Raw genomic sequence first — 20,743 nt, 5'->3', positions numbered from 1 at the left:
TCGGGAAAATTGTCCCGAGGGGCAGACGGCCGGGCGGGTGCGCCCTATGCTCCCTGACATGTCAGAGACCTTCGGGTCAGTGGGGGCGGGCAATGCGTGACGTCGCGCTGATTCTGCACGTCGCGGCGGGAGTGCTGGCGATCGTGCTGGGACCGTTCGCGATCGTGACGACGCTACGGCGCAAGCGGCTCAACTGGGTCGGCGAGGTCTACCACTGGGCGGTCGCCCTGGTCTGCCTGTCGGCGCTGGTGATGGTGCCGTACGACTGGGCCGGGCTCTGGGTCTTCTGGCCGATCTCGCTGGCGTCGTACCTGTTCGTGTACCTCGGCCAGCGCTCGGCCGAGTCGCCGGGCGGCCTCTGGTACCGCGGCGTTCTGCGCGGGTACGGCGGCGGCTGGATCGCCTTGTGGACAGCGATCCTGGTTGTCAGCGTCGCCGACCACCCGTGGACCTGGGCGGTACCCATCGTGCTCGGTACCGCCCTGATCGAGTGGCTCTGCTTCCGCCCGGCCAAAGCCTGGAGCAGCGTCTAGGCCTGGCCGGCCTGCTCCTCCGGCGTGGCCTTGCGGACGACCAGACGGGTCCAGGCGCCGACGTAGATGCGATCGTCGGCGTCGAGCTCGCGGCGCTGGCCCGGAGGAACCGGGTCCTCGGGCAGCGGACCGGAGGCTGGGCCGACGAAGGTGCCGTTGGACGACTGGAGGTCCTCGACCCACCAGCGCTGGCCGTCGGTGGTCAGCTGGGCCTGACGGCGGCTGACACCGGAGTCGTCACCGCAGTCGATCTCAGGGCTGATCCCACGGCTGCGGGACGGCCGTCCGACCAGCACGCTCTTCTCGGTCAGCGGTACGACGACCGGCAGGCCCGGTGACGGGCACGGGTCGTCGCTCTGCTGCACGGCGTACCAGTCCGGGTCGACCCAGCGCTCCACGACCCACTCGGCGACCTCGTGCGGTGCGGACGGCACCGACGGCGGCGCCGTACTGGGTCCGCCGAGGTCCAGCGACGAGGCCGGCCGGGGCATCGTGCCGGTGGTGAAGTCGTAGCCGCAGGACTCGCAGAACAAGGCGTCCACGGCAGCAGACTCGCTGCAGTTCGGGCAGGCCTGAGTCGTCGGCGCCGCCGGAGCGGGCGCGGCCACAGCAGGAGCCGGTACGGCGGCCGCCGCCGGTGTCGCCGCTGCTCCGATCGGCAGCCCGCAGACGTCGCAGTAGTCGGTCGAGGTGGACGGGTGCCCGCTCGGGCACGTCACTGCGCTCATTTCTTCACCCGGGTCGTCTTGGTGGAGGCCGTGTCGAGTGCCATCTCGTCGACCTTCTCGACCGTGCGCTTGAGCCGCACGGTGCCGGTGTCCTGGTCGTCGATGTCGACCACCTTGCGCAGCCGCGAGGTGGCCTCCTCGTTGCCGGTCTGGGCGGCCAGCTGGACGGCCCGGCCGAGCTTGGTGGTCGCGGTCGCGGTGTCGCCGGCCGCCTTGGCCGCCAGGCCCTCCTGGATCGCGTCGGCCAGCTCGGTCTGCCCGGTGTAGTGGGCGACCTCCGGGCTGATCCGGGTGGTCAGAGCCTCGTCGGCCGACCACAGCGCCTTCACCAGACCCTGCGCGAGCACCTGGTCGCCGACTGCCAGCTGGACCCGGGCGGCGAGCTGTTCCTGCCCGACGCCCTTGGCAGCAAGCCGTACGGCGACGTGGTAGTCGCGGGACTCGTCACCCCACGAGCCGGTGGGGTAGGAGCTGGTCAGCGCGTTGACCTCGGTACGCCGGGTGGTCAGGTCGTCCACGGTCGGTGCGACCTGGCGGACGAACAGCACCTGCGCACCCTGCGGCGCCCAGACCCGCAGGTCCGCGGCGGCGACACCCTTGCTCATCGCCTGCCGGATCAGCTTCTGGAACTCGGCCGCCAGCTGCTCCGGGGCCGGGATGATGTCGACCGTGCCGAGCAGCGCGGTGGCGATCCGGCGGACCTCGTCGACCTGCCAGGCCACGCCGACGCCGCGGCAGTCGCACTGGAACTGGCCGGTGACCGCCTGGATCGTCGCGGTCAGCGCCTCCGGCGTCTCGTGCTGGTTCTCGCCGTCGGTGAGCAGGATCGCGTGCTTCTGCGACAGCGACGGCACGGTCGCGAAGACCCGCGCGGCCAGCCGCAGCCAGGTGCCCATCGCGGTCCCGCCGTCGGCGTAGAACCGGGACACGGCCTCCTTGGCGGCCTGCCGGGTGTAGGCGTCCATCCGGACCATCACCGGCTCGGCCGACGGCGGGAAGGCCAGCTGGGCCCGGTCGTTGCCGGAGATCACCGCGAACCAGACCCCGTCGAGGATCTGGTCGATCGCGGTCTGGGCGGCGTACGCGGCGGCCCGGACGCCTTCGGCGCCCATCGAGCCGGAGGTGTCGACGATGATGATCTCGCCGACGTCACCGCCGCCGGACTGGCCCGCGGCACCGGCGCCGGCGCAGTCGACCGTGACGATCGCGTGCACGTCGGTACCGCCGTCGGGCAGGAACTCGTTCTGGTAGACGGTGGCGGAGAACTCGGCCATCTCGTGGGGTTCCTTTCGGTCCGGCAGGTCAGGGGAGGCGCGCGAGCGCGACGGTGATGTTGTCCTGGCCGCCCTGGGCGTTCGCCCAGTCGACCAGTGCGGACGAGGTGGCCAGCGGTTCGCCACCGTTGGCCGCAGCGGTCTGACGGACCAGGTCCGCCAGCGGTGCCGCCTCGGAGCAGTAGTTCCACAGCCCGTCCGAGCAGACCAGGAGCCAGCCCGGTCCGTCCACCCGGAGCGTGGTGGTCCGCGGCGTGTGGTCAGGGGCGTCCTTGCCCAGCCAGCGGGTGATCGCGTGCGCCTGTGGACCGGTCTCGGCCTCGTGCCGCGGTACGCCGGTGGCGATCAGCTCGGCGGCCCAGGAGTCGTCCACGGTGAGCCCGACGGCCTCGGCGTTGTCCGGGAACCAGTACGCCCGGCTGTCGCCGACCACACCGGCCACCAGCAGATCCGCCTCGAGCACTGCCGCGACGAACGTGCAGGACGCCGGGTTCGGGCTGTCAGGACTCGTGTTCTCCAGTACGGCGTCGCTCGCGGCATCAGCTGCCGCGTTGAGCCGGGCAACGACCGCCGCCTCGCGCGACGACTCGGTGCCCATGCCCTGCGCATGACCGGCAACCAGTACGTCGCGTGCTGCGCGCGCAGCAGCCAGGCTGGCCACGTCCGAGTCGAGCGACGAGCTCACCCCGTCGCAGACGACCAGGAGAGCCCTGCTGCCCGGCTCCGGGTCGGCGGCGATCGCTACGGCGTCCTCGTTGCGGCTGTGCCGGATGCCCCGGTCGCAGACGGCGGCGACCCACGGTGCGGGCTGCTCGCTGAAGTGGTCGCGCGGCTTGCTGGCTTTCGTGCCGCAGGTCTCGCAGTAGCCGTCGGCACCGACCGTGCCACCGCAGGAGCGGCACGGACCAGGCGTGAACGTCTCGGCGGGCGCACCGGTGTGCAGCTCGATCGTCGGCTCGGTGTCGGTGTCCAGCGCCGGCGTGCTCGGTGCCGCGCCGGGCTGCAGCTCGGCGCCGCAGCTCTCGCAGTACAGGTCGGCGTCGGACACCGGTTCGCCACAGCTGGGGCAGACCGTCCGGGTCGTACTCGTCATCGCAGCGTCCATCCTCGAACCTCGTTGGCCAGGTCGACCAGGGCGATCCGTTCCTCCCGGCTGTGCGCGTGGCCGGCCAGCTCACGGTAGGCCGACTCGAGGCCGTCGCGCAGGTCCGACTCGGTGGCGGCACGCTTGGAGATCACCACCTGCGGGTCGGGCCCGTTGGTCAGTACGACGTTCAGCGCCGTCCGGAACACGTTCGCCGACAGGTTCGCCCGGTCCACCGGGTCGATCGTCAGGTCGTCGATACTTCCCATGGCCTCGGCCAGTGCACCCAGTCCACGTCCCGATCCTGCCAGCAGACCGGCTCGCATCCGGCGGGCCCGGATGTACGCACCGCTGCTCGGCGGGACCAGGTCGAGCGCCGCGACCGCTCCGTCCAGGTCGCCCCGCTCCGACCGGATCGTCGCCAGCCCGAAGGCCGACGGAGCGATGTAGTTGGCGTCCGTCCGGGCGCAGGTCAGGAAGAGCCCCTCGGCGACGTCGTACTCACCGCTGAGCTGGCAGGACACCGCGAGGGCCAGCTTCGGCGCCAGCTCACCCGGTACCTGGCCGTAGACCGCGTTGAACGCGGATTGCGCGGCAGGGATGTCGTTGCGGGCCAGGGCGACCAGTCCGGCCATCCAGACCGCGCGCCACTCCCACGGGTCCTCCCTGAGCAGGTCGGCGACTGCCGTGTCGACCATGTCGTACTGGCCGGCGTCCAACGCCGACTGGGCGATCTCCAGCAGCACCTGCGGAGTCGTCTCCGGTGCGTTGGCCACCACCTCGAGCCGCTGGGCCGGGTCCGGCACGCTGACCGTCTTCAGCCAGCCGGCCATCTTGTCGCTCTCGTCGGGCAGCATCGAGGGGAGTCGCTGCCACGGCAGCGCCGCCTCACCGAGCCCGGCGGACCGGTCACCCGGGCTGCCGAAGAGCAGGGACGACGTGGAGTGCTGCGCGGCGCCGTACGGCTGCTTGGCCGCGACGACCTCCCGCAGTACGCCGAGCAGCTGCACGCGGAGCTCGTCGGCCGAGACGAACCGGTCGGCCGGGTCCTTCGCGCACGCCTTGAGCAGCAGGCGGTAGAAGGAGTCGAACTCCTGGAACAGCGGGATGTCGGCGACCGGCGGCAGCGAGGAGAGGTACGTCGACTGGTAGCCGCGGAACTCCATCGCCAGCACGGTCAGTGTGCGGCCGAGCGTGTAGATGTCGGACGCGATCGACGTGCCGACCTCGGGAACCTCCGGGGCCTGATAGCCGACGGTGCCGTAGATCGCGGAGTCCATGTCGTCGATCTGCCGGACACCGCCGAGGTCGATCAGCTTCACCGCGTCGCCGACCTGGATGATGTTGTCCGGCTTGAAGTCGCAGTAGACCAGGCCGAGGTCGTGCAGGTAGGAGAACGCGGGCAGGATCTCCAGCAGGTAGGCGATCGCCTGGTCGACCGGCAGGGCGTCGTACCGGCCGTGGTTGGCCTGCATGCGTTGCTTGAGCAGGGTCTTCAGCGAGGTGCCGCCGACGTACTCCATCACGATGTAGCCGGCGCCGTCGTGGGTGACGAAGTTGTAGATCTCGACGATCAGCGGGTGCTCGACCCGGGCCAGGAACTGCTGCTCGGCGATCGCCGCGGCGACGGCATCGGGGTCCTCGGAGTTCAGCAGGCCCTTGAGCACGACCCAGCGGTTGGACACGTTCTGGTCCTGGGCCATGTAGATCCAGCCGAAACCGCCGTGCGCGAGACAGCCCGCGACCTTGTACTGCCCGCCGACCAGGTCGCCGGGCTGCAGCTTCGGCGAGAACGAGAACGGGCTGCGGCACTTCGGGCAGAAGCCCTCGGTGCGGCCCGGCTGGTCACCGCGGGAACGGCCGACCGCGTTGCCGCAGTTCGGGCAGTTGCGGCGGTCCTCGGGGACCATCGGGTTCTGCAGGATCGCCTTGCCGGCATCGATCGGGGGGATCGAGGGGACGCTGGTCAGCCCGGCGCCGAGCCGGGCGCCGCGCAGACGGGTGGAAGAGGTCCCGAGCCGCCGCGTCAGCTTGGAGCCGGCCGCCTGAGCCCGAGCCGAGCCCAGGGGAGTGGAGGCCAACCGGTTGGAGGCTCTGGAGACAGTAGAAGGAGAGCTGATCGGTTCAGGTGCTTCAGTTGAGTTGGCAGGTGTGCCGCACACATCGCAGTAGCCGTCGACAACTGTTCCTGAGCAACCTGGTTCTTTACACGCACCTGCGGCGGCCGGAGCGCCCAGCCCAGCAGTACCTTCACTTGGAGTTGTCGCTGCTGCCGCAGGAGAGCCGCAGACGTCGCAGTACCCGTCGACGATGGTGCCGGTGCAGCCGGGCTGGGTGCAGGTCATGTCGTTCCTCCGACACTGTTGTCCAGGTAGGTCTGGTACGCCGCCACGAGCGCTGCCAGGCGGGCCAGGTCGACCGGCTCCGCCTTCAGCACCTCACGACCGCGTCGGTACAGCTCGGCCAGGTCCTCTGTCGCACCAGCTGTGCGGGCGACACTGCCCGCCTTCACCTGGTACGCGTCCAGCCGCGCGGCCAGCTCGTCCCGCCGCGCCAGCGCGGTGCTGTACGCCGACTGCGCCTGACCCAGCGCACGCCGTACGGCGTCCAGCCGGGTCAGGTACTTCTCCAGCTCGGCAGGCGTGTTCGGCACCGCCCCAAGCGCAGTCACATCCGGCACGCCGAGCCGCGGCGCAGGCGTGACCGCCGCGACGCACTGGTCGGCCAGAGCCCGCACAGCCTTGCCCTGCGCCTCCAGCTCGGTCCGCAGCGTCCGGGCCCGAGCCACGTCAGCAGCCCGCTCCCGCCGCGTCGCCGACCCGACGATGAGGTCCCGCTCGACCAGCGCCGCGTCGATCTCCAGCGGCCCGATCAGCCCACCCACGTCGGCGCCCCGCTTGGACCGCTCGGTCACGTCGGTGACCCGTCGGTCCAGGTCGTGGTGCTTGGCGATCGCGTCGTTCCGGCCCACCGCGGGCTCCCGCGTGACCAGGTCGCTGATCCGCTCGACCTGCGCCCGCAGCTGCCGCAGCCGTGCCGCCAGGTCGGCGTCCCCGGGCTCCAACGCGAGCTTGGCCCGCAGCGTCGCCGCTAGCGCGTCCGACAAAGTGCATGCCTCAGGCAACGAAACCGCCAGCGACCCGCCGGCCGCGCCACCCGCGGTGGTGTCCAGCCCGCCCCAGATCAGCGTCGAGATCCGCTCGGTCTCGGTCGCGCCGACCCGCCCGGAGTCCCAGGTCAGCAGGATCAGCTCGTACCGGTCCGACACCGCCTTCCAGACCGCCATGCTGAGCACGACGTCGGCGCTCAGCGCGTCGGCGTCCTCGGCGTTCAGGGCGGCCTGGTCCAGCTCGTCGAGCTCGGCGCTGCGCCGGTCGCGCCAGGTCCCGAGCGCGTCGAGGAACGCGAGCAGCTCCGTCGCCGGGATGCTGCTGCCGATCCTGCCCGGTGGTGCCGGCGCGACCGCGGTCGGCGTACGAACGGTCACGGGGTCCTGCCGTACAGGGCCACCGGCGGCGTCGGCGCCGCCCCGAGCGTCGGGGCGAGCCACTTGTCGTACGACGCCTTCCAGCGCCCGCTCGCCTTCATCTCCGCGAGCACCCCGTTGACGAACCTGGCGAAGACGACGTCGTCCTTGGCCATGCCCAGGCCGTACGGCTCGTCGCTGATCCGCTCGTCCTGGATGATCCGCGCGTACGGGTCCTGCGCGGCCTCGCCGGCCAGCACGGTGTCGTCACCGGTGATCCCGTCCGCCTTGCCCTGCTGGAACAGCACCAGGCACCCGGTGTCGGTGTCGGCGGTGATCGCTTTGACGCCGCGGTCCTTGTACTTGTTGAGGTTGTCCAGGCTGGTCGACCCGGCCGGTGCGCAGACCGTCTTGCCGCGCAGGTCGGCCAGGCTCTTGGCGGGCGAGTCGCGCTGCACCAGCGTCTTCTGGCCCGACCGGTAGTACTCGGCCGAGAACGCGATCTGCTGCCAGCGCGCGCAGTTGATCGTCATGTTCCGGGCGACGATGTCGATGTCGGAGTTCTTGTTCTGCAGCACCGGGATGCGCTGCGGGCTGGAGATCACCACCAGCTCGACCTTGTTCGGGTCGCCGAAGATCGCCCGGGCGACCTCGCGGACCATGTCGATGTCGAAGCCCTCGATCGCGCCGGAGATCGGGTTGCGCGAGCCCAGGTTCAGGCTGTCCGCGGAGATCCCGGCCCGGAGCCGCCCGCGGCTCTCGATCTCGGCCATCTTCGAACCGGCGAGCATCTGGCCGGGCGGCGGCAGCGCACCGGTCGGTGCGTAGGAGCGCAGCTCGTCGCGCAGGTTGTTCGTGCAGGTCGGCCCGGCCGGCGGTGGCGCCGTACTGGTCGGTGCCGCCGGCTTCGGCGGGATCTCGGTGGCCGCGTAGTCGCCCGAGCCGCACGCGGCCAGGGCGAGCAGGCTCAGCGCGGTGCCGGCGGCGATCAGCTGCTTCTTCATCGGTACTCCCCCAGTCGCTGGGACAGTCCCCAGGCAGCGAGCAGTGCGGCCAGGATCCCGATCGGCAGGCCGAGCCACCCGATCGGCGGCAGCGAGCCGCGCGCGTCGGCGAGCTGCGCCTGCGCCGCGTCGCTGGCCTCCGCGAGCTTCGCGGTCGAGGACTTGTCGAAGTTCGTGAACGGCGCGGTGGCCGTCTTCGGCCCGGTGCCGATCGCCTGGTCCACGGCGGCGTCCCAGTTGCCGCCGTCGTCGGCCTTGCGGATCGCGAGGTGCGCGACCTTGTACTCCTCCCACGCGCTGGGCGCGTTCCCGGCGCCCGTCCCGATCGTGGCGAGCTGCTGGTCCACCCGGTCGGCCGCCGCCTTCCACGCCTTCTCGAAGTCCGCACCGGAACCGCGGGCGATCAGCGTCAGGCTCTCGTTCGACTTCGCGTCGTACGCCGCGATCCGCGCCGTCGCCAGCACCCGCGCGTCGGAGTACTCGCCGTCGAAGGTGTCCTTCGCCGAGCTGCTCGCACCGGCCAGACCGGCACCGCCGACCACCATCGTCAGCAGCACCAGGACGGCGCCGGCCGCGATCGGGACGTTCAGGTACCGGTGGGTGCGCCTGGCCAGCCACACCATCGTCAGCACCAGTACGGCGAGGCTGATGAGCCCACCGACGATCAGCCAGACGTTGCCGCCGCCGACGCCGTCGAACTCGGTGTCGACGCGGCCCTCGTTGGCCGAGACCAGCGCGTTGAGCAAGGGGAGCGAGTCGTTCTGCAGGGTCGCGTTGGCGTCCTTCAGGTACTGCGAGCCGATCGGCAGGCCCTGACGGTTGTTGGTCCTGGCCTGCTCGATCTGGCCGTTGTAGGTGAGCAGCGTCGTGTTGAGCTGGCCGAGCACGGTCTGGTCGGCAGGCTGCGCGGTGGCGGCCTCGGCGATCAGCTTGGAGGCCGTCGCGAGCGAGTCGACGAAGTGCTGGCGCTGGGCCGGCGGTTCCAGGCCACCGACCAGGAACGCGTTGGTGGCGTCGGCGTTGGCCGCGACCAGGTTGGTGTGGATCGCCTGGACCCGGACCAGCTGGGCGGTGTTGGCCTCGGCCCGCTGCAGGGCGCCGTCGGACTGGCGGAACCCCTGGGCGGCGGCCGCGCCGAACAGCACGGCGATCACGGCGGACGCGATGAGCAGGGCGCGCAGGCGGCCCGGCGTACCGTGGAAGAAGACGTTGACGACGCCCTGGGGCGATCGGTGCGGTGGCTGCTGTGGCTGCGTGCCGGTCGGGACGGCGGGCGCGGCCGACGGCAACCGGGTCGCCGGGGGCGCACTGACTGTCTGGGTCACGCCTGTTCTCCTTGCTCGGGCAGCGCGGCGTTCTCGGTCGTCCCGCCTGGCTGAGGATCGGGCTCGGCCGGACGGGTCAGCTCGGCTCCGACCTCGTCACTGGAGACGGCCGGTGGGTGCAGGTCCTCGTCGGTGAGGTCCTCGGCGAGGATCTGACGCAGCTGGTCGGTGCTGGGTGCCGTCACGTCGCGCAGCCGCCAGGCGTGCCGCCCGATCGCGGCCTCCAGCGTGTTGCGGGCGAACCGGCCGTTGCCGAACGAGCGGTTCCGCGGTGCCGACGCCAGGACCACCTGGAAGTGCTCCAGCGCCTCCGGGGTCAGCTCGTAGTCGGCACCCTCGGCCAGGCCGGAGAGGATCTCGGTGAGCTCGGCGTCGGTGTAGTCCTCGAAGCCGATCGTGGTCCGGAACCGGCTGGCCAGCCCGGGGTTCGCGGCGATGAACGTCTCCATCGGCTCGGGGTACCCGGCGACGATGACGACCAGGTCGTCGCGGCGGTCCTCCATCTCCTTCACCAGGGTGTCGACCGCCTCCCGCCCGTACTGGTCGGTGCCCTGGTCACCTGACGTCAGGCTGTACGCCTCGTCGATGAACAGCACGCCACCGGCCGCCGACGCGACCACCTCGGCGGTCTTGGTCGCTGTCTGACCCAGGTACCCGGCGACCAGCTCGGAGCGGTCGACCTCGATCAGCTGGCCCTTCGAGAGCAGGCCCAGCGCCTTGTAGATCCCGCTGACCAGCCGAGCCACGGTGGTCTTGCCGGTGCCCGGGTTGCCCACGAACACCAGGTGCCGGGTGATCGTCGGGCTCTTCAGCCCGGCGTCGGTCCGCAGCTTCTCCACCCGCAGTACGGCGACCTGCCGGTGCACCTCCCGCTTGACCTTCTCCAGGCCGGTCAGCTCGTCCAGCTCGGCCAGCAGCTCTTCGACCGACCGCTCGGGCTCTGCTGCAACTACTACTTCTTCAGCCTTCTCAGGAGTGACAGGTGCTGGGGGAGTGCTACTGACTTGAAGAGGTCGTGCGCCTGCCGCCTGCAGCTGAGCGGCTGCGGCCACTGACGCGTTGCCGATGACCCGCATGGTCGGCTCACCGAGCGAGCAGGCTGCCGAAGCCACCTCGGCGAGCGCTTCGGCGTACGGGATCTTCTCCGGCGAGTTCTGCGCGACCAGCTCACTCAGGACAGCAGTGGGCGAGCCACGCCATCTCCTGCCACGGACCGCGGCGTCGAAGAAGTCCTGCGTGGTCGCACCCGGCGTCACCGCGGCCCAGCCAGCCGGAGCGCCTGGAGCCGACTCGGCCAGAGCGGCGGCGAGTGAGAGTGCCTCTGCTCGAGCAGAGTCCTCGGAGACGCCCGCCCGCGCGGCAACCGTCAGCAGTGCGGACAGTGCGTCCTTCAGCGAAGTACCCCCCACGCTGCTCATGCCCCTCCTCGTCCTGGCGGTGGTTGCAATGGTCCGGACCCCGACTGCGGTGGTGGTGCCCCCGGCGGCAGGTCCGGCGCCTGGGTGGACTGCGTCTCGCCCAGGGCGAGACTGCCACCGGTCGACCCGGTACCGAACTTCTCCTGCAGGAACCTGCCGTGCGCGACCAGTGCGGCCGCGTCGGCCCGGTTCACCGCGTCGAAGACCTTGTCCATCGTGGACCCCAGGAGGTCCAGCTGGTCGATCAGCAGCATCAGCGACGTCTTGCCCCGGTCCACCGGACGGCTGTCGGCCCACTGCCGGGGGAGCCGTAGGTAGCCGCCGATGGCCTCCGGCAGGTAGTCCGTCGCCGTGGCCATCACCGAGTACGCCTGCATGCTGCCGCCGAGGTTGCCGAGCCGCGGGATGGTCTCCCGCACGATCCGCACCACCCGGTTGACCCGCGACGCGACCACGGCCGGTACGGCGCCGTCCGCGACCAGCTGCTCGACCCGGACCAGCGCTGCGAGCAGGTCGTCGGTGGTCGGCGCGCGAGGGGCCGGGGCAGGCTCGGGCTCCGCCTTGCGGCCGGTCAGCCGCGCGAAGAAGTCACCCAATGCCATGCAGTCCCATTCCCCCCGTTCGCGATCGGCTCAGCGACCGAGGTCGAGGCTGCCCTGGACCACCCGCTGGTCCTGCTGGGCGACCCGGTCCAGGTAGCCGCGGGACTTGGTCACCTCGTTCTCCAGCGTGCCGATGGTGGCGGCCATGTTGTCCAGCGCCTCCACCTTGAAGGTGTCGATCGCGTCCATCGTGGCGTAGATGTTCGCGAACGCCGCCTGCAGCTGCGGCAGCCCGATCGTCGCCGACGCGGCCTGCTGCTGGATCGCGACCGAGTTGTCCCGCAGCATCTGCGAGGTGCGCTCGATCATCCCGCTGGTGGTGGTGTTCAGCGCGGTGATCTGGTCCAGCACGAGCTTCTGGTTGCCCAGGGCCTGCGCCACGATGACCGCCGTACGCAGCGCCGAGACGGTCGTGGTCGACGCGCGGTCGACGCCCTTGATCAGCTCGATGTTGTTCTTGATCACGATGTCGATGGCCAGGTAGTTCTGGATCGACACGGCCAGCTGGACGAGCAGGTCCTGGTGCTTCTGGCGGACGTAGAACAGCACGTCCTCGCGCAGCGCCCGGGCCTTGTCCGGGTCGGTCGCCTCCAGCTCGGCGATCGTCGCCGACAGCCGTGCGTCCAGGCGCTCGGCGACGTACACATACTGGTTCAGCCGGCCCATCGCGTCCCAGAGCTGCTGCTTCTCCAGGTTCAGCGCGGCGTTGTCCTTGCCGAGCTCGTCCTGGCCGTTGCGCAGCGAGTGCAGGATGCCCTCGAGGTGGCTCTGCGCGCTCTGGTACTTGCGGAAGTAGTCCTCGATCTTGTCGCCGAACGGGATCATCCCGAGCAGCTTCTTCGGCCCGGTGGCTTCCTTCGGGTCCAGGTTCTCGACCGTACGGCGCAGCTCGAGCAGCGTCTTGCCGACCGTCGAGCCCTCGGCCAGGCCGCCGCTGGTCAGCGCCTTGACCGGCGACTGCAGCAGCCGGTTCGAGCTCTCGGCGGCGTGCCGGATGTCGCCGTCACCCATGCTGCGGACGTCTGCGGCCTTGGTCGCGAACTCCGGCGAGCGGGGCGCGGCGGTCATCAGCGAGGTCAGGTAGGTGTCGACCTTCGAGTCCAGCCCCGGCAGCGCGGCCGGGTCGACCGCCGGCGCCATGCTCGGCGCCGCCGTCGCGGCGACCGGCTGTGTCGGTGCGGGTGCGGTGAGTATCAGTCCCGGCGCGGTCGCGGTCGGCGGCTGCAGCGGCGACACGGCCGGCTGGGCCTGCGCGGCCCCCGCTCCCGCCCCTGCTCCCGGTGTCCCCGCGGTGTTGTCGGCTTCGGTCATCGTCGTTCCCCTCCGGTGGCCGGCCACGGGCCCGCGCCCGCGTCCCCAGTCACACACTCCGTGACGCGCACACAATCTACGCGGTTCCCGGTCCGCCGTGGGGTCTTGTTGCCCACTCGTTGTCAGGACAAGGACTGCGTCAGGACCGCAGGTAGCTGACGAACGTGAAGCCATCGCGGGGGTCCCGGGCCGTCTCGGTCCAGGCGGTGGGGTCGATCTTCGGGAAGGTGACGTCGCCCTCGGGGGACTGGTCGACCTCGGTGAGCTCCAGGCGGTCGGCGAACGGGAGGGCGAGCCGGTAGATCTCGCCGCCGCCGGCCACGAAGATATCGTTGCCGTCGGCAAGCTTCCCGATGGGTTGCAGGGCGTCGTCCAGGGTGTGGACGACGTCGACGCCTTCGGCCTTCCAATCGGCCTGCCGGGTGATGACGACCGTACGACGGCCGGGAAGCGGGCGGCCGATCGAGTCGTAGGTCTTGCGGCCCATCACCAGCGTGTGACCGAGCGTGAGTTGCTTGAAGTGCAGCAGGTCCTCGCGGATCCGCCACGGCAGGTCGTTGTCACGGCCGATCACGCCGTTGCGGCCGACGGCCGCGATCAGGACGACACTCATACGGCGATCGGTGCCTTGATGCCCGGGTGCGGGTCGTAGCCGGTCAGGACGACGTCCGCGATCTCGTAGTCGTCGATCGAGCCGCGCTGGGCCAACTCGAGCGTCGGCAGCGGGCGGGGCTCACGGGTGAGCTGCAGCTTGGCCTGGTCGAGGTGGTTCAGGTACAGGTGGGCGTCGCCGAGCGTGTGCACGAAGTCACCGACCTCGAGCCCGGTCTGCTGCGCGACCATGTGCGTCAGCAGCGCGTACGACGCGATGTTGAACGGGACGCCGAGGAAGATGTCGGCCGAGCGCTGGTACAGCTGGCAGGACAGCTTGCCCTCGGCCACGTAGAACTGGAACATCGTGTGGCACGGCGGCAGCGCCATGTTCTCCAGCTCGGACACGTTCCAGGCGCTGACCAGGTGGCGGCGGGAGTCCGGGTTCTTCTTGATCGCCTCGATCACGCCGCTGATCTGGTCGACGTGCCGGCCGTCCGGGGTCGGCCAGGAACGCCACTGGTAGCCGTAGACCGGGCCGAGCTCGCCGTTCTCGTCGGCCCACTCGTCCCAGATCGAGATGCCGTTCTCCTGCATCCACTTCACGTTGGTGGAGCCGCTGAGGAACCAGATCAGCTCGCCGACCACGGACTTCAGGTGCAGCTTCTTGGTCGTCACCGCGGGGAACCCGGCGCTCAGGTCGTACCGGGCCTGGTGCCCGAACACGCTCAGCGTGCCGGTGCCGGTGCGGTCGCCCTTCTCGGCTCCGTGGGTGAGAACGTGGTCGAGGAGCTCCAGATACTGCCGCATGGTGCGACCTTACAACTGGCCTCAGGAGGGGCCCTGGCAGACTCGCGCGGGTGAGTGGCGAGGGTGATGTGGAGTACGTGCTGACGCTGGTGCTGCACGTGGAGAAGAACGACCGGCCGGTGCAGACCGACGCGCTGGAGACCGCGGCGCGCGCCGTACTGGCGATCCTGGCCGACGAGCGCTCGACCGGCGAGGGGGAGTGGGCCGAGGCGATGTACGCCTGGCAGGACGCCCGCATCCGCAAGGTCGTCCGCCGGGCGCGCGGCATCGAGTGGCACCGAGCGGAGGCCCTCCCGGGGATCACGGTCAGCTCTGCTCCTCCCGCTCCCGCCGGAGAACGCCCGCCCCCTGCGGAGGTCCGGGTCTTTCCGCCCGTTCCGCTGGACGAGGTGCCGAAGGACCTGGCAAAGCTGCAGGTCACTGGCACTGACCTTGAAGACGATGACCTGCCGCCTGTCACGCCAGGCGCTCCGGTCCTCTGGGTCAACCCGACCCTCGAGATGTCCACCGGCAAGACCATGGCCCAGGTAGGCCACGCCGCCCACCTCACCTGGTGGGCCCTCTCGGACGCGGCCCGGCAGGCCTGGGCCGATGACGACTTCCGCCTAGCAGTGCGGACGGCGTCGAAGGACCAGTGGAAGCAGCTGTTGAGCAGCGGCCTTCCCGTCGTACAGGACGCAGGCTTCACCGAGGTCGAGCCGGGCAGCCGGACTGTCATCGCCGATCACCCCGCGCTGCGTTAGCGACGTACGGCGTATGTGAGGTGCTGTGCCTGCGGCGTCGAGATCGCGCTGGTCAGGTCCAGGTCGAGGCGCGGGCCCTCGCCCACCGGGTACAACCTGGTTCCACCACCCAGTACGACGGGTGCCACGTGCAACCGCAGTGCGTCGGCCAGCCCGGCGGCCAGGACCGCGTGGCAGATCTCGCCGCCGCCCATCACAACCGCGTCCTTGTCGCCTGCTGCCTCACGGGCCTGGGCGATCGCGTCGGTCAGGTCGGTGACGAAGGTGAAGCGGTCGCCCAGGCGAGGCGTCTCCGGCGCCTTGTGGGTGACGACGAAGACCGGCGGGTTCACCTCACCGGTGGGCTTCGCGCCGTACCCCATCTCCTCGCTCCAGCCGTCGGGCGCGTCGATCACGTCGAACAGCCGGCGTCCCTGGACCACCGCGCCGGTCTCGGCGAAGCTCCGGTCGAGCACCTCCCGGTCGTCGTCGTTGCCGTCGAAGACCCAGTGGTGCAGCGCCTCGCCGTCGTCGCCGAGGCCGTTGCCCGGGCCGGCGTTCGGCCCGGTGACGTACCCGTCGAGCGAGACGGAGATGTCGACCAGGACCTGGCTCATCGGCCGGTCTCCTTGGCGACGAGGGCGGTCAGCTTCTCCATCGCGTCGTTGAGGCCGCGCTCCATGCCGCTGGCGACGATGCCGTCGCGGGCCTCGATGGACGGGAACACCGACCAGGTCCGCAGCCGGACGCCGTTCTCGGTCGCGGTGTAGGTGGCCTTCTCCAGGCTGACCTCGCCCGGGAACCCCTCGTACTCGAAGGTCTGGATCACCATCGCGCCGGGCTCGATGGTGTGGAAGACGCCGTGGAACGCGTAGTCGCCGGAGGCGTCGCGGTGGATGTAGCGGTAGCGGCCGCCCGGGCGGACGTCGTACTCGACGACCTCCATCTCCAGGTGGTTCGGGCCGAGCCACTGGGCGACCAGGTCCGGGTCCGTGGAGACCTTGAACAGCTGTGCCGGGGTGGCGTCGAAGTCACGGAGCACCTCGATGAACGGGGTGTTCGCGGGGGCGTTGATGATCGTGTCGCTCACTGGTCCTGCTCCTTCACGGTTTCGAGGACGGCGTCGATCCGGCGGAACCGGCGCTCGGTGGTCAGGCGGTACTGGTCGATCCAGCCGGTCAGCTGCTCGAGGGCGCTCGGCGCGAGGTGGCACGGCCGGCGCTGGCCGTCGCGGGTCCGGGTGATCAGCCCGGCCGCCTCGAGCACGGAGATGTGCCGGGAGACCGCCTGGAGCGTGATCGGGAACGGCTCGGCGAGCTCGTTCACCGTCGCCGGACCGCGGGACAGCCGGGCGATCAGGGACCGCCGGACCGGGTCGGCCAGGGCCAGGAAGGCCCGGTCGAGTGTTGCTTCGTCGAACGTCATCTCTTTATCAACCAATTCTTTGATCAACCGATGTGTTGAATATAGAACCGGGATCTCCGATGGGTCAAGGGGGACCTTCAGCAACTTTGGTTGACAGATTCAGGTTGTCAACCTAAGTTGCTCAGTGGAGGTGCGTGATGGAGGAGTTGGTGGATCCGGCCGATCCCGGCGCCGGGCTCGCGGCAGTGGTCGCGTTGCGGCGGCTGGCGGACCGGCTGGAGGACAGCCAGGTGGAGCAGGCGATGCGGACCGGCTGGAGCTGGTCCGACGTGGCCGAGGTGCTGGGGGTCACCCGGCAGGCCGTGCACAAGAAACACGCCAAGCGGCTGATCGCCGCGGGTGTCGCCCTGAGGAGGCGCTGATGAACACCGCAGCCAAAGACGTCCGAGCGGTCCTGGTCCGCGGTGCGCGCGAGGAGGCGCAGCGGGAAGGGTCGCCGACGATCGAGCCCGAGCACGTGCTGCTCGCGTTGATCGGGTTGGACGGTACGGCGACCGCCCGGCTGCTCGCCGCCGCCGGGCTCACGCGGACCGCCGTACGGGAGGCCCTGGACCGTGAGTGGGAGCAGAGCCTGGCCGTGGCCGGCGTCAGGATCGACGTCGGACAGTTGCCCTCGGCAACACCGGAGCCGGGTCGCAAGCCGCGCATCGGAGAGTCCACGGTCAAGCTCCTGAAGCGCTCGATGGACGCGTCCGGCGAACTGAGTGGCGGCCGCATCACGGCGGCCCACCTGCTGGTCGGCGTACTGGACACCAAGCTGGGCAGGGTTTCCCGCGTCCTGGACCTGCTGTCCGTCGACCGCGCCCCGCTGCGCGCCGAGGTCGTCGCCTCAGCCAACCGCGGCGAACGGTAATGGCCAGATCCTGGACCGACCGCTGGCTGACCTGCGGACTGATCGCCGGGCCGTTGTTCGTGGTGGCCTTCCTGATCGAGGGCTGGACCAGGGGAGAGGGGTACGACGTACTCCGGCACCCGGTCAGCTCGCTCGCGCTCGGCTCCTTCGGCTGGGTGCAGACCGCCAACTTCCTGGTCGGCGGCACCCTCACGATCGCCTTCGCCGTCGGCCTGTGGCGCGCGGGCGCCGGCCGGGTCGGAGCGATCCTGATCGGGGTCTGGGGAACCGGTTTGATCGGCGCCGGGCTCTTCGTCACCGATCCGGTCAGCGGGTACCCGATCGGGACGCCGCCCGTGCTCCCCGAGTACACGACCAGCGGCGCCCTGCACGACGGCTTCTCGCTTCCCGGCTTCCTCGCCCTGGCCGCGGCGCAGCTGGTGCTGTCCCGCGGCCGAGGCAAGCGCTGGCTGGTCTATTCGTTGCTCAGTGCAACAGTCTTCGTGGTCTGCTTCGGGCTGGCCGGCAGCGGTTTCTCGCAGGGCTCGCTGGTCGACGTCGCGGGCCTGTTCCAGCGACTCGCCGTCGCGATCGGCTTCGCGTGGACGGCCGCACTCGCGTACCGAGTGATCAGCCGACCGTAGCGAACGCCGCCATCATGGCCATGTCCTCGTGCTCCAGGTTGTGGCAGTGGATCAGGTACTTGCCCTGGTGGGCGGTGAAGCGGACCAGGACGTCGACCACTTCCGCGGGTCGTACGTCGACGGTGTCCTTCCAGCCGGCGTCGTACGGGCCGGGCGCACCTCCGCCGCGGCGGAGGACCTGGAACGGGGCCAGGTGGACGTGGACGGGGTGGTGCACGTCGGTGACGAACGACCAGATCTCGTACTGGCCGAGCTTCACCGTTGCCTGCATCACCTCGGGGTCGAAGGCCTTGCCGTTGATCGTCCAGCCCCGGTGGTCGCCGGTCGTGCCGCGGCTGAAGCGCCACTTGCGGCGGACCAGCCCAGAGAGCTCGGGCGCTGCGGCGTACGACGAGAGCTTGGCCGGTACGTTGCTGTCGTCAATCGCCTTACGAGCAACGACAAACCGCATCACCTCGGCTGCGCGTCCCGTCCCGAGCTTGTTGCGCAAGGTGATCCGCGTGCCGACGGCGTACGACGAGAAGTCCACCACCACGTCGAACCGCTCGGCCGGTGCGACCACCAGCGTCTCGTGCTCGACCGGCGTACCGAGCAGACCGCCGTCGCTGCCGATCTGGACGAACCTGCCCGGCCCGTCCAGCTCCAGCTCGTACCGACGCGCGTTGGCCGCGTTGAGGATCCGGAACCGGTAGCGCGCCGCATCCACCTCCAGCACCGGCCAGGGGGCACCGTTGACCAGCTGGACGTCGCCGATCACCCCCTCCATGTACCGCGCCTCCACTCCCGGCCCGTCCTTCAGCGCGGGGTAGCGGAACGACCCGTCCTCGGTGAACGACCGGTCCGCCAGCACCAGCGGGACCTCGCGATCGCCTGCAGGCAAGGAGAGTGCGTCCTCCTCGGCGTCGCGGATCAGGTGCAGGCCGAACAGCCCGCGGTAGACCTGCGGAGCGGTGTAGTCCATCCGGTGGTCGTGGTACCAGAGCGTGGCGGCCCGCTGCGTGTTCGGGAACGTGTAGCTCCGGCTGCCCGTCTTCACGTCGCCACCTGCCATGCCGTGGTGCCCGGCGTGGTCGTGGTGGTTGCCGTTGGGCATCAGCAGGTCCAGCGGCCAGCCGTCGCTGCTGGCCGGGGTGTGCCCGCCGTGCAAGTGCACGACGGTCGGTACGTCGAGCTGGTTGACCTGCTCGACCACACTGGTCCGCCCACTCCGTACGTCGAAGGTCGGGCCCGGCAGGAGGCCGTCGTACCCGAGCACCTCGGTCCGGAGTCCAGGCAGGATCTCCAGCAGCGCCTTGCGCTGTACGACGCGGTAGTAGTCGGCCTTGGCGTCGCTGCGGATCGGCCGCTTCACCGGTGGGATCGGCAGCGGGACCTGGAAGGCCTCCGGCAGCGGTACGGCGCTGGTGAGCAGCTCGGCGGTCTGGCCAGGTGACGGGTCGAGGCCGCAGCCGGCCAGGGTGGCGGCACCTGCGACTCCCAGGAACCCGCGGCGGGACAGCTTCATCGGACGACCTCCTGACGGAAGGACCAGACCGTCATCAGGACGACGGTGACGACGATCGCCGTACCGAGCGGCACGTGGACGGCGAAGTTCTGCAGGTAGCCGAAGACCATCTGGGTGATCTCGGCGAGGAACAGGCCGATCGTGACGAGCGCGGGCCAGAGCCGCCCGCGCCCCGGGCGCCAGTAGAGGACGGCGGCGACGAACTGCAGCGCCGCGAACATGAAGAGCGTCGACCCGATCGGCCCGTGGATGTCGATCGCGTCGGCCTCGCCCGACAGGAAGTAGCCGGCCAGGATCGGCTGAGCGATCACCAGTACGGCGTGCAGCAGCAGGGTGATCCGGAGGATCCACAACGTGACCCGTGGGCCGCCGGGCTGCGCCTCCCGCTTCACGCGGCCACCGCCGTACGGCGGTAGCGGACGGCCCAGGCGGCGAGTGCGACGCTGCCGGCGACCAAGGCCATGCCCAGCGGGATGTGGAGGGCCAGGTCCCGCCCGTAGCCGGCGTGGATCATCAGGACCTCACCGGCGAGCACTGCCGCGGCGAGGAGGACCAGCCGAGCCAGGCGGGTGATGAGCAAGGTCAGGACGAGCTGGACGAGGCAGAGCGCGGCAGCGGTCAGGCCGACCAGCTCGTGGATGGGGATGGCGCCGCTGTCGCCGTTCAGGTAGAGGCCGGCGAGCAGCGGCTGCGCGCAGACAGCGGCCGCGTGCAGCACGGCGACGGCACGGAGAAGCTTCATGCCGCCACAGTAGTAGCGTGTCTACATGTAGCGGCACCAGGTACAACCCTGGATCGACCCTAGGTGGTCAGTGCCCTCCGGACCGTCGAAGCCAGGGCTGCGCGGCGGCGTTCGTGCAGGTCTTCGGGGTCGTCCGGCCCGACCGCGTGGGTGAGGCTGGCCGCGGCCCAGGTGTGCGACAGCGAGATGAGCAGGGAGTGCACGTCGAGCGGCGCCAGGTCGGGGACGATGTGGCCCTCGCGCTGGGACTTCTCGATCGCGGCCAGCTTGCCCTTGTCGTGCCCGGCCCACGCGGCGAACAGGTCGCCCGTCGGCGTGCGCTCGAGCCGCGCCCAGGTGGCGAGACGGACCAGTTCGGGGTGCTCGACGTAGGCGTCGTACAGGCGGACGGCGTACCCGGGAAGGTCGTCGGCGGTCAGCGGGACCTGGTCGAGGTTCGAGCCGACGTGCTCGGCCAGGATCACGTCGAACAAGGCGTCCTTGTTGCCGTAGTAGGCGTAGAGCTGCGCCTTGTTCGCCTTGGCGCTGGCCGCGATCCGGTCGACCCGCGCGCCGGCGATGCCGTGCTGCGCGAACTCCGCGGCGGCGGCCTCGAGGATGCGCTGCCTGGTGGCCTGTCCGTCTCCCATGGGCCGATCCTAGCAAAAACAAACTGGTTCGTTTGCTTTTGGTCGACGGGCGCCTTAGTGTCGAGAAACCAACTGGTTTGTTTCTGAGCGAGGAGCTAA

Annotated in this window: 24 protein-coding genes; 5 read left to right on the top strand and 19 right to left on the bottom strand. The window is 70.3% G+C overall.

Annotation, left to right across the window (positions count from 1 at the left end; genetic code table 11):
- The first annotated feature begins 92 nt into the window (after positions 1-92).
- Entirely contained in the window at positions 93-533 is a 441-nt protein-coding gene (locus ACLQ2O_RS24085; RefSeq protein ID WP_425835073.1) for a hypothetical protein, read from the top strand.
- Here the strand turns inward: ACLQ2O_RS24085 and ACLQ2O_RS24080 are convergent.
- From ACLQ2O_RS24080 to ACLQ2O_RS24025, 12 genes are all read right to left on the bottom strand, one after another.
- On the bottom strand, positions 530-1,261 hold the full coding sequence (locus ACLQ2O_RS24080; protein WP_425835071.1) for an FHA domain-containing protein: 732 nt from the start codon (positions 1,259-1,261) through the stop codon (positions 530-532). The two genes, ACLQ2O_RS24085 and ACLQ2O_RS24080, sit on opposite strands and share 4 nt — an antisense overlap.
- The gene (locus ACLQ2O_RS24075; RefSeq protein ID WP_425835069.1) at positions 1,258-2,535 is read right to left on the bottom strand and encodes a VWA domain-containing protein; all 1,278 of its coding nucleotides are present in this window, start codon (positions 2,533-2,535) and stop codon (positions 1,258-1,260) included. The genes ACLQ2O_RS24080 and ACLQ2O_RS24075 overlap by 4 nt, the downstream gene beginning before the upstream one ends.
- A gap of 28 nt (positions 2,536-2,563) precedes the next feature.
- Complete coding sequence (locus tag ACLQ2O_RS24070) at positions 2,564-3,628, bottom strand: protein phosphatase 2C domain-containing protein (protein WP_425835067.1); 1,065 nt, start codon at positions 3,626-3,628, stop codon at positions 2,564-2,566.
- A complete protein-coding gene (locus ACLQ2O_RS24065) occupies positions 3,625-5,964 on the bottom strand; it encodes a tetratricopeptide repeat protein (protein WP_425835065.1) in 2,340 nt (779 codons plus the stop codon). Before ACLQ2O_RS24065 ends, ACLQ2O_RS24070 begins: the two co-directional genes overlap by 4 nt.
- Positions 5,961-7,106, bottom strand: a complete 1,146-nt coding sequence (locus tag ACLQ2O_RS24060; RefSeq protein WP_425835063.1) for a hypothetical protein — start codon at positions 7,104-7,106, stop codon at positions 5,961-5,963. The genes ACLQ2O_RS24065 and ACLQ2O_RS24060 overlap by 4 nt, the downstream gene beginning before the upstream one ends.
- Positions 7,103-8,089 (bottom strand): glutamate ABC transporter substrate-binding protein, encoded by a 987-nt coding sequence (locus tag ACLQ2O_RS24055; protein WP_425835061.1) that lies wholly within the window; start codon positions 8,087-8,089, stop codon positions 7,103-7,105. Before ACLQ2O_RS24055 ends, ACLQ2O_RS24060 begins: the two co-directional genes overlap by 4 nt.
- Positions 8,086-9,414, bottom strand: a complete 1,329-nt coding sequence (locus ACLQ2O_RS24050) for a hypothetical protein (protein WP_425835059.1) — start codon at positions 9,412-9,414, stop codon at positions 8,086-8,088. The genes ACLQ2O_RS24055 and ACLQ2O_RS24050 overlap by 4 nt, the downstream gene beginning before the upstream one ends.
- On the bottom strand, positions 9,411-10,832 hold the full coding sequence (locus ACLQ2O_RS24045) for an AAA family ATPase (RefSeq protein WP_425835057.1): 1,422 nt from the start codon (positions 10,830-10,832) through the stop codon (positions 9,411-9,413). Before ACLQ2O_RS24045 ends, ACLQ2O_RS24050 begins: the two co-directional genes overlap by 4 nt.
- Positions 10,829-11,434, bottom strand: a complete 606-nt coding sequence (locus ACLQ2O_RS24040) for a hypothetical protein (protein WP_425835055.1) — start codon at positions 11,432-11,434, stop codon at positions 10,829-10,831. The genes ACLQ2O_RS24045 and ACLQ2O_RS24040 overlap by 4 nt, the downstream gene beginning before the upstream one ends.
- A gap of 30 nt (positions 11,435-11,464) precedes the next feature.
- Entirely contained in the window at positions 11,465-12,745 is a 1,281-nt protein-coding gene (locus tag ACLQ2O_RS24035; RefSeq protein WP_425835053.1) for a toxic anion resistance protein, read from the bottom strand.
- A gap of 139 nt (positions 12,746-12,884) precedes the next feature.
- Entirely contained in the window at positions 12,885-13,358 is a 474-nt protein-coding gene (locus ACLQ2O_RS24030) for a dihydrofolate reductase (RefSeq protein ID WP_425835051.1), read from the bottom strand.
- Positions 13,355-14,146 carry a thymidylate synthase gene (locus ACLQ2O_RS24025; protein WP_425835049.1) on the bottom strand — a complete coding sequence of 264 codons (792 nt, stop codon included), beginning with the start codon at positions 14,144-14,146 and terminating at the stop codon, positions 13,355-13,357. The genes ACLQ2O_RS24030 and ACLQ2O_RS24025 overlap by 4 nt, the downstream gene beginning before the upstream one ends.
- Positions 14,147-14,196: 50 nt before the next feature.
- Between ACLQ2O_RS24025 and ACLQ2O_RS24020 the strand changes: the two genes are divergently transcribed.
- Positions 14,197-14,889 (top strand): aminoacyl-tRNA hydrolase, encoded by a 693-nt coding sequence (locus tag ACLQ2O_RS24020; protein WP_425835047.1) that lies wholly within the window; start codon positions 14,197-14,199, stop codon positions 14,887-14,889.
- Here ACLQ2O_RS24020 and ACLQ2O_RS24015 read toward each other — a convergent pair.
- Genes ACLQ2O_RS24015 through ACLQ2O_RS24005 form a run of 3 tightly spaced genes read right to left on the bottom strand, consistent with a single transcriptional unit; the run spans position 14,886 to position 16,293 of the window.
- Positions 14,886-15,485: a dihydrofolate reductase family protein gene (locus ACLQ2O_RS24015; RefSeq protein WP_425835045.1), complete on the bottom strand. Its 600-nt coding sequence runs from the start codon at positions 15,483-15,485 to the stop codon at positions 14,886-14,888. The two genes, ACLQ2O_RS24020 and ACLQ2O_RS24015, sit on opposite strands and share 4 nt — an antisense overlap.
- Entirely contained in the window at positions 15,482-15,958 is a 477-nt protein-coding gene (locus ACLQ2O_RS24010) for an SRPBCC family protein (RefSeq protein WP_425835043.1), read from the bottom strand. Before ACLQ2O_RS24010 ends, ACLQ2O_RS24015 begins: the two co-directional genes overlap by 4 nt.
- A complete protein-coding gene (locus ACLQ2O_RS24005) occupies positions 15,955-16,293 on the bottom strand; it encodes an ArsR/SmtB family transcription factor (RefSeq protein WP_425835041.1) in 339 nt (112 codons plus the stop codon). The genes ACLQ2O_RS24010 and ACLQ2O_RS24005 overlap by 4 nt, the downstream gene beginning before the upstream one ends.
- Before the next feature lie 137 nt (positions 16,294-16,430).
- Between ACLQ2O_RS24005 and ACLQ2O_RS24000 the strand changes: the two genes are divergently transcribed.
- Genes ACLQ2O_RS24000 through ACLQ2O_RS23990 form a run of 3 tightly spaced genes read left to right on the top strand, consistent with a single transcriptional unit; the run spans position 16,431 to position 17,769 of the window.
- Positions 16,431-16,655 (top strand): hypothetical protein, encoded by a 225-nt coding sequence (locus tag ACLQ2O_RS24000; protein WP_425835039.1) that lies wholly within the window; start codon positions 16,431-16,433, stop codon positions 16,653-16,655.
- Complete coding sequence (locus tag ACLQ2O_RS23995; protein ID WP_425835037.1) at positions 16,655-17,146, top strand: Clp protease N-terminal domain-containing protein; 492 nt, start codon at positions 16,655-16,657, stop codon at positions 17,144-17,146. Before ACLQ2O_RS24000 ends, ACLQ2O_RS23995 begins: the two co-directional genes overlap by 1 nt.
- Positions 17,146-17,769 (top strand): DUF998 domain-containing protein, encoded by a 624-nt coding sequence (locus ACLQ2O_RS23990; protein WP_425835035.1) that lies wholly within the window; start codon positions 17,146-17,148, stop codon positions 17,767-17,769. The genes ACLQ2O_RS23995 and ACLQ2O_RS23990 overlap by 1 nt, the downstream gene beginning before the upstream one ends.
- On the opposite strand, the gene ACLQ2O_RS23985 is transcribed toward ACLQ2O_RS23990, so the two are convergent.
- The 4 genes from ACLQ2O_RS23985 to ACLQ2O_RS23970 are packed head-to-tail and all read right to left on the bottom strand — an operon-like array spanning position 17,756 to position 20,644.
- Entirely contained in the window at positions 17,756-19,273 is a 1,518-nt protein-coding gene (locus ACLQ2O_RS23985) for a multicopper oxidase family protein (RefSeq protein ID WP_425835033.1), read from the bottom strand. The two genes, ACLQ2O_RS23990 and ACLQ2O_RS23985, sit on opposite strands and share 14 nt — an antisense overlap.
- Positions 19,270-19,665, bottom strand: a complete 396-nt coding sequence (locus tag ACLQ2O_RS23980) for a hypothetical protein (RefSeq protein WP_425835031.1) — start codon at positions 19,663-19,665, stop codon at positions 19,270-19,272. Before ACLQ2O_RS23980 ends, ACLQ2O_RS23985 begins: the two co-directional genes overlap by 4 nt.
- Positions 19,662-20,015 carry a hypothetical protein gene (locus ACLQ2O_RS23975; protein WP_425835029.1) on the bottom strand — a complete coding sequence of 118 codons (354 nt, stop codon included), beginning with the start codon at positions 20,013-20,015 and terminating at the stop codon, positions 19,662-19,664. The genes ACLQ2O_RS23980 and ACLQ2O_RS23975 overlap by 4 nt, the downstream gene beginning before the upstream one ends.
- Before the next feature lie 59 nt (positions 20,016-20,074).
- Complete coding sequence (locus tag ACLQ2O_RS23970; RefSeq protein WP_425835027.1) at positions 20,075-20,644, bottom strand: TetR family transcriptional regulator; 570 nt, start codon at positions 20,642-20,644, stop codon at positions 20,075-20,077.
- Positions 20,645-20,743: the final 99 nt, after the last annotated feature.

The sequence above is a fragment of the Kribbella sp. DT2 genome, from assembly GCF_049844575.1.
Taxonomy (GTDB): Bacteria; Actinomycetota; Actinomycetes; order Propionibacteriales; family Kribbellaceae; genus Kribbella.
This window is presented reverse-complemented; position numbering and strand designations above follow the sequence as displayed.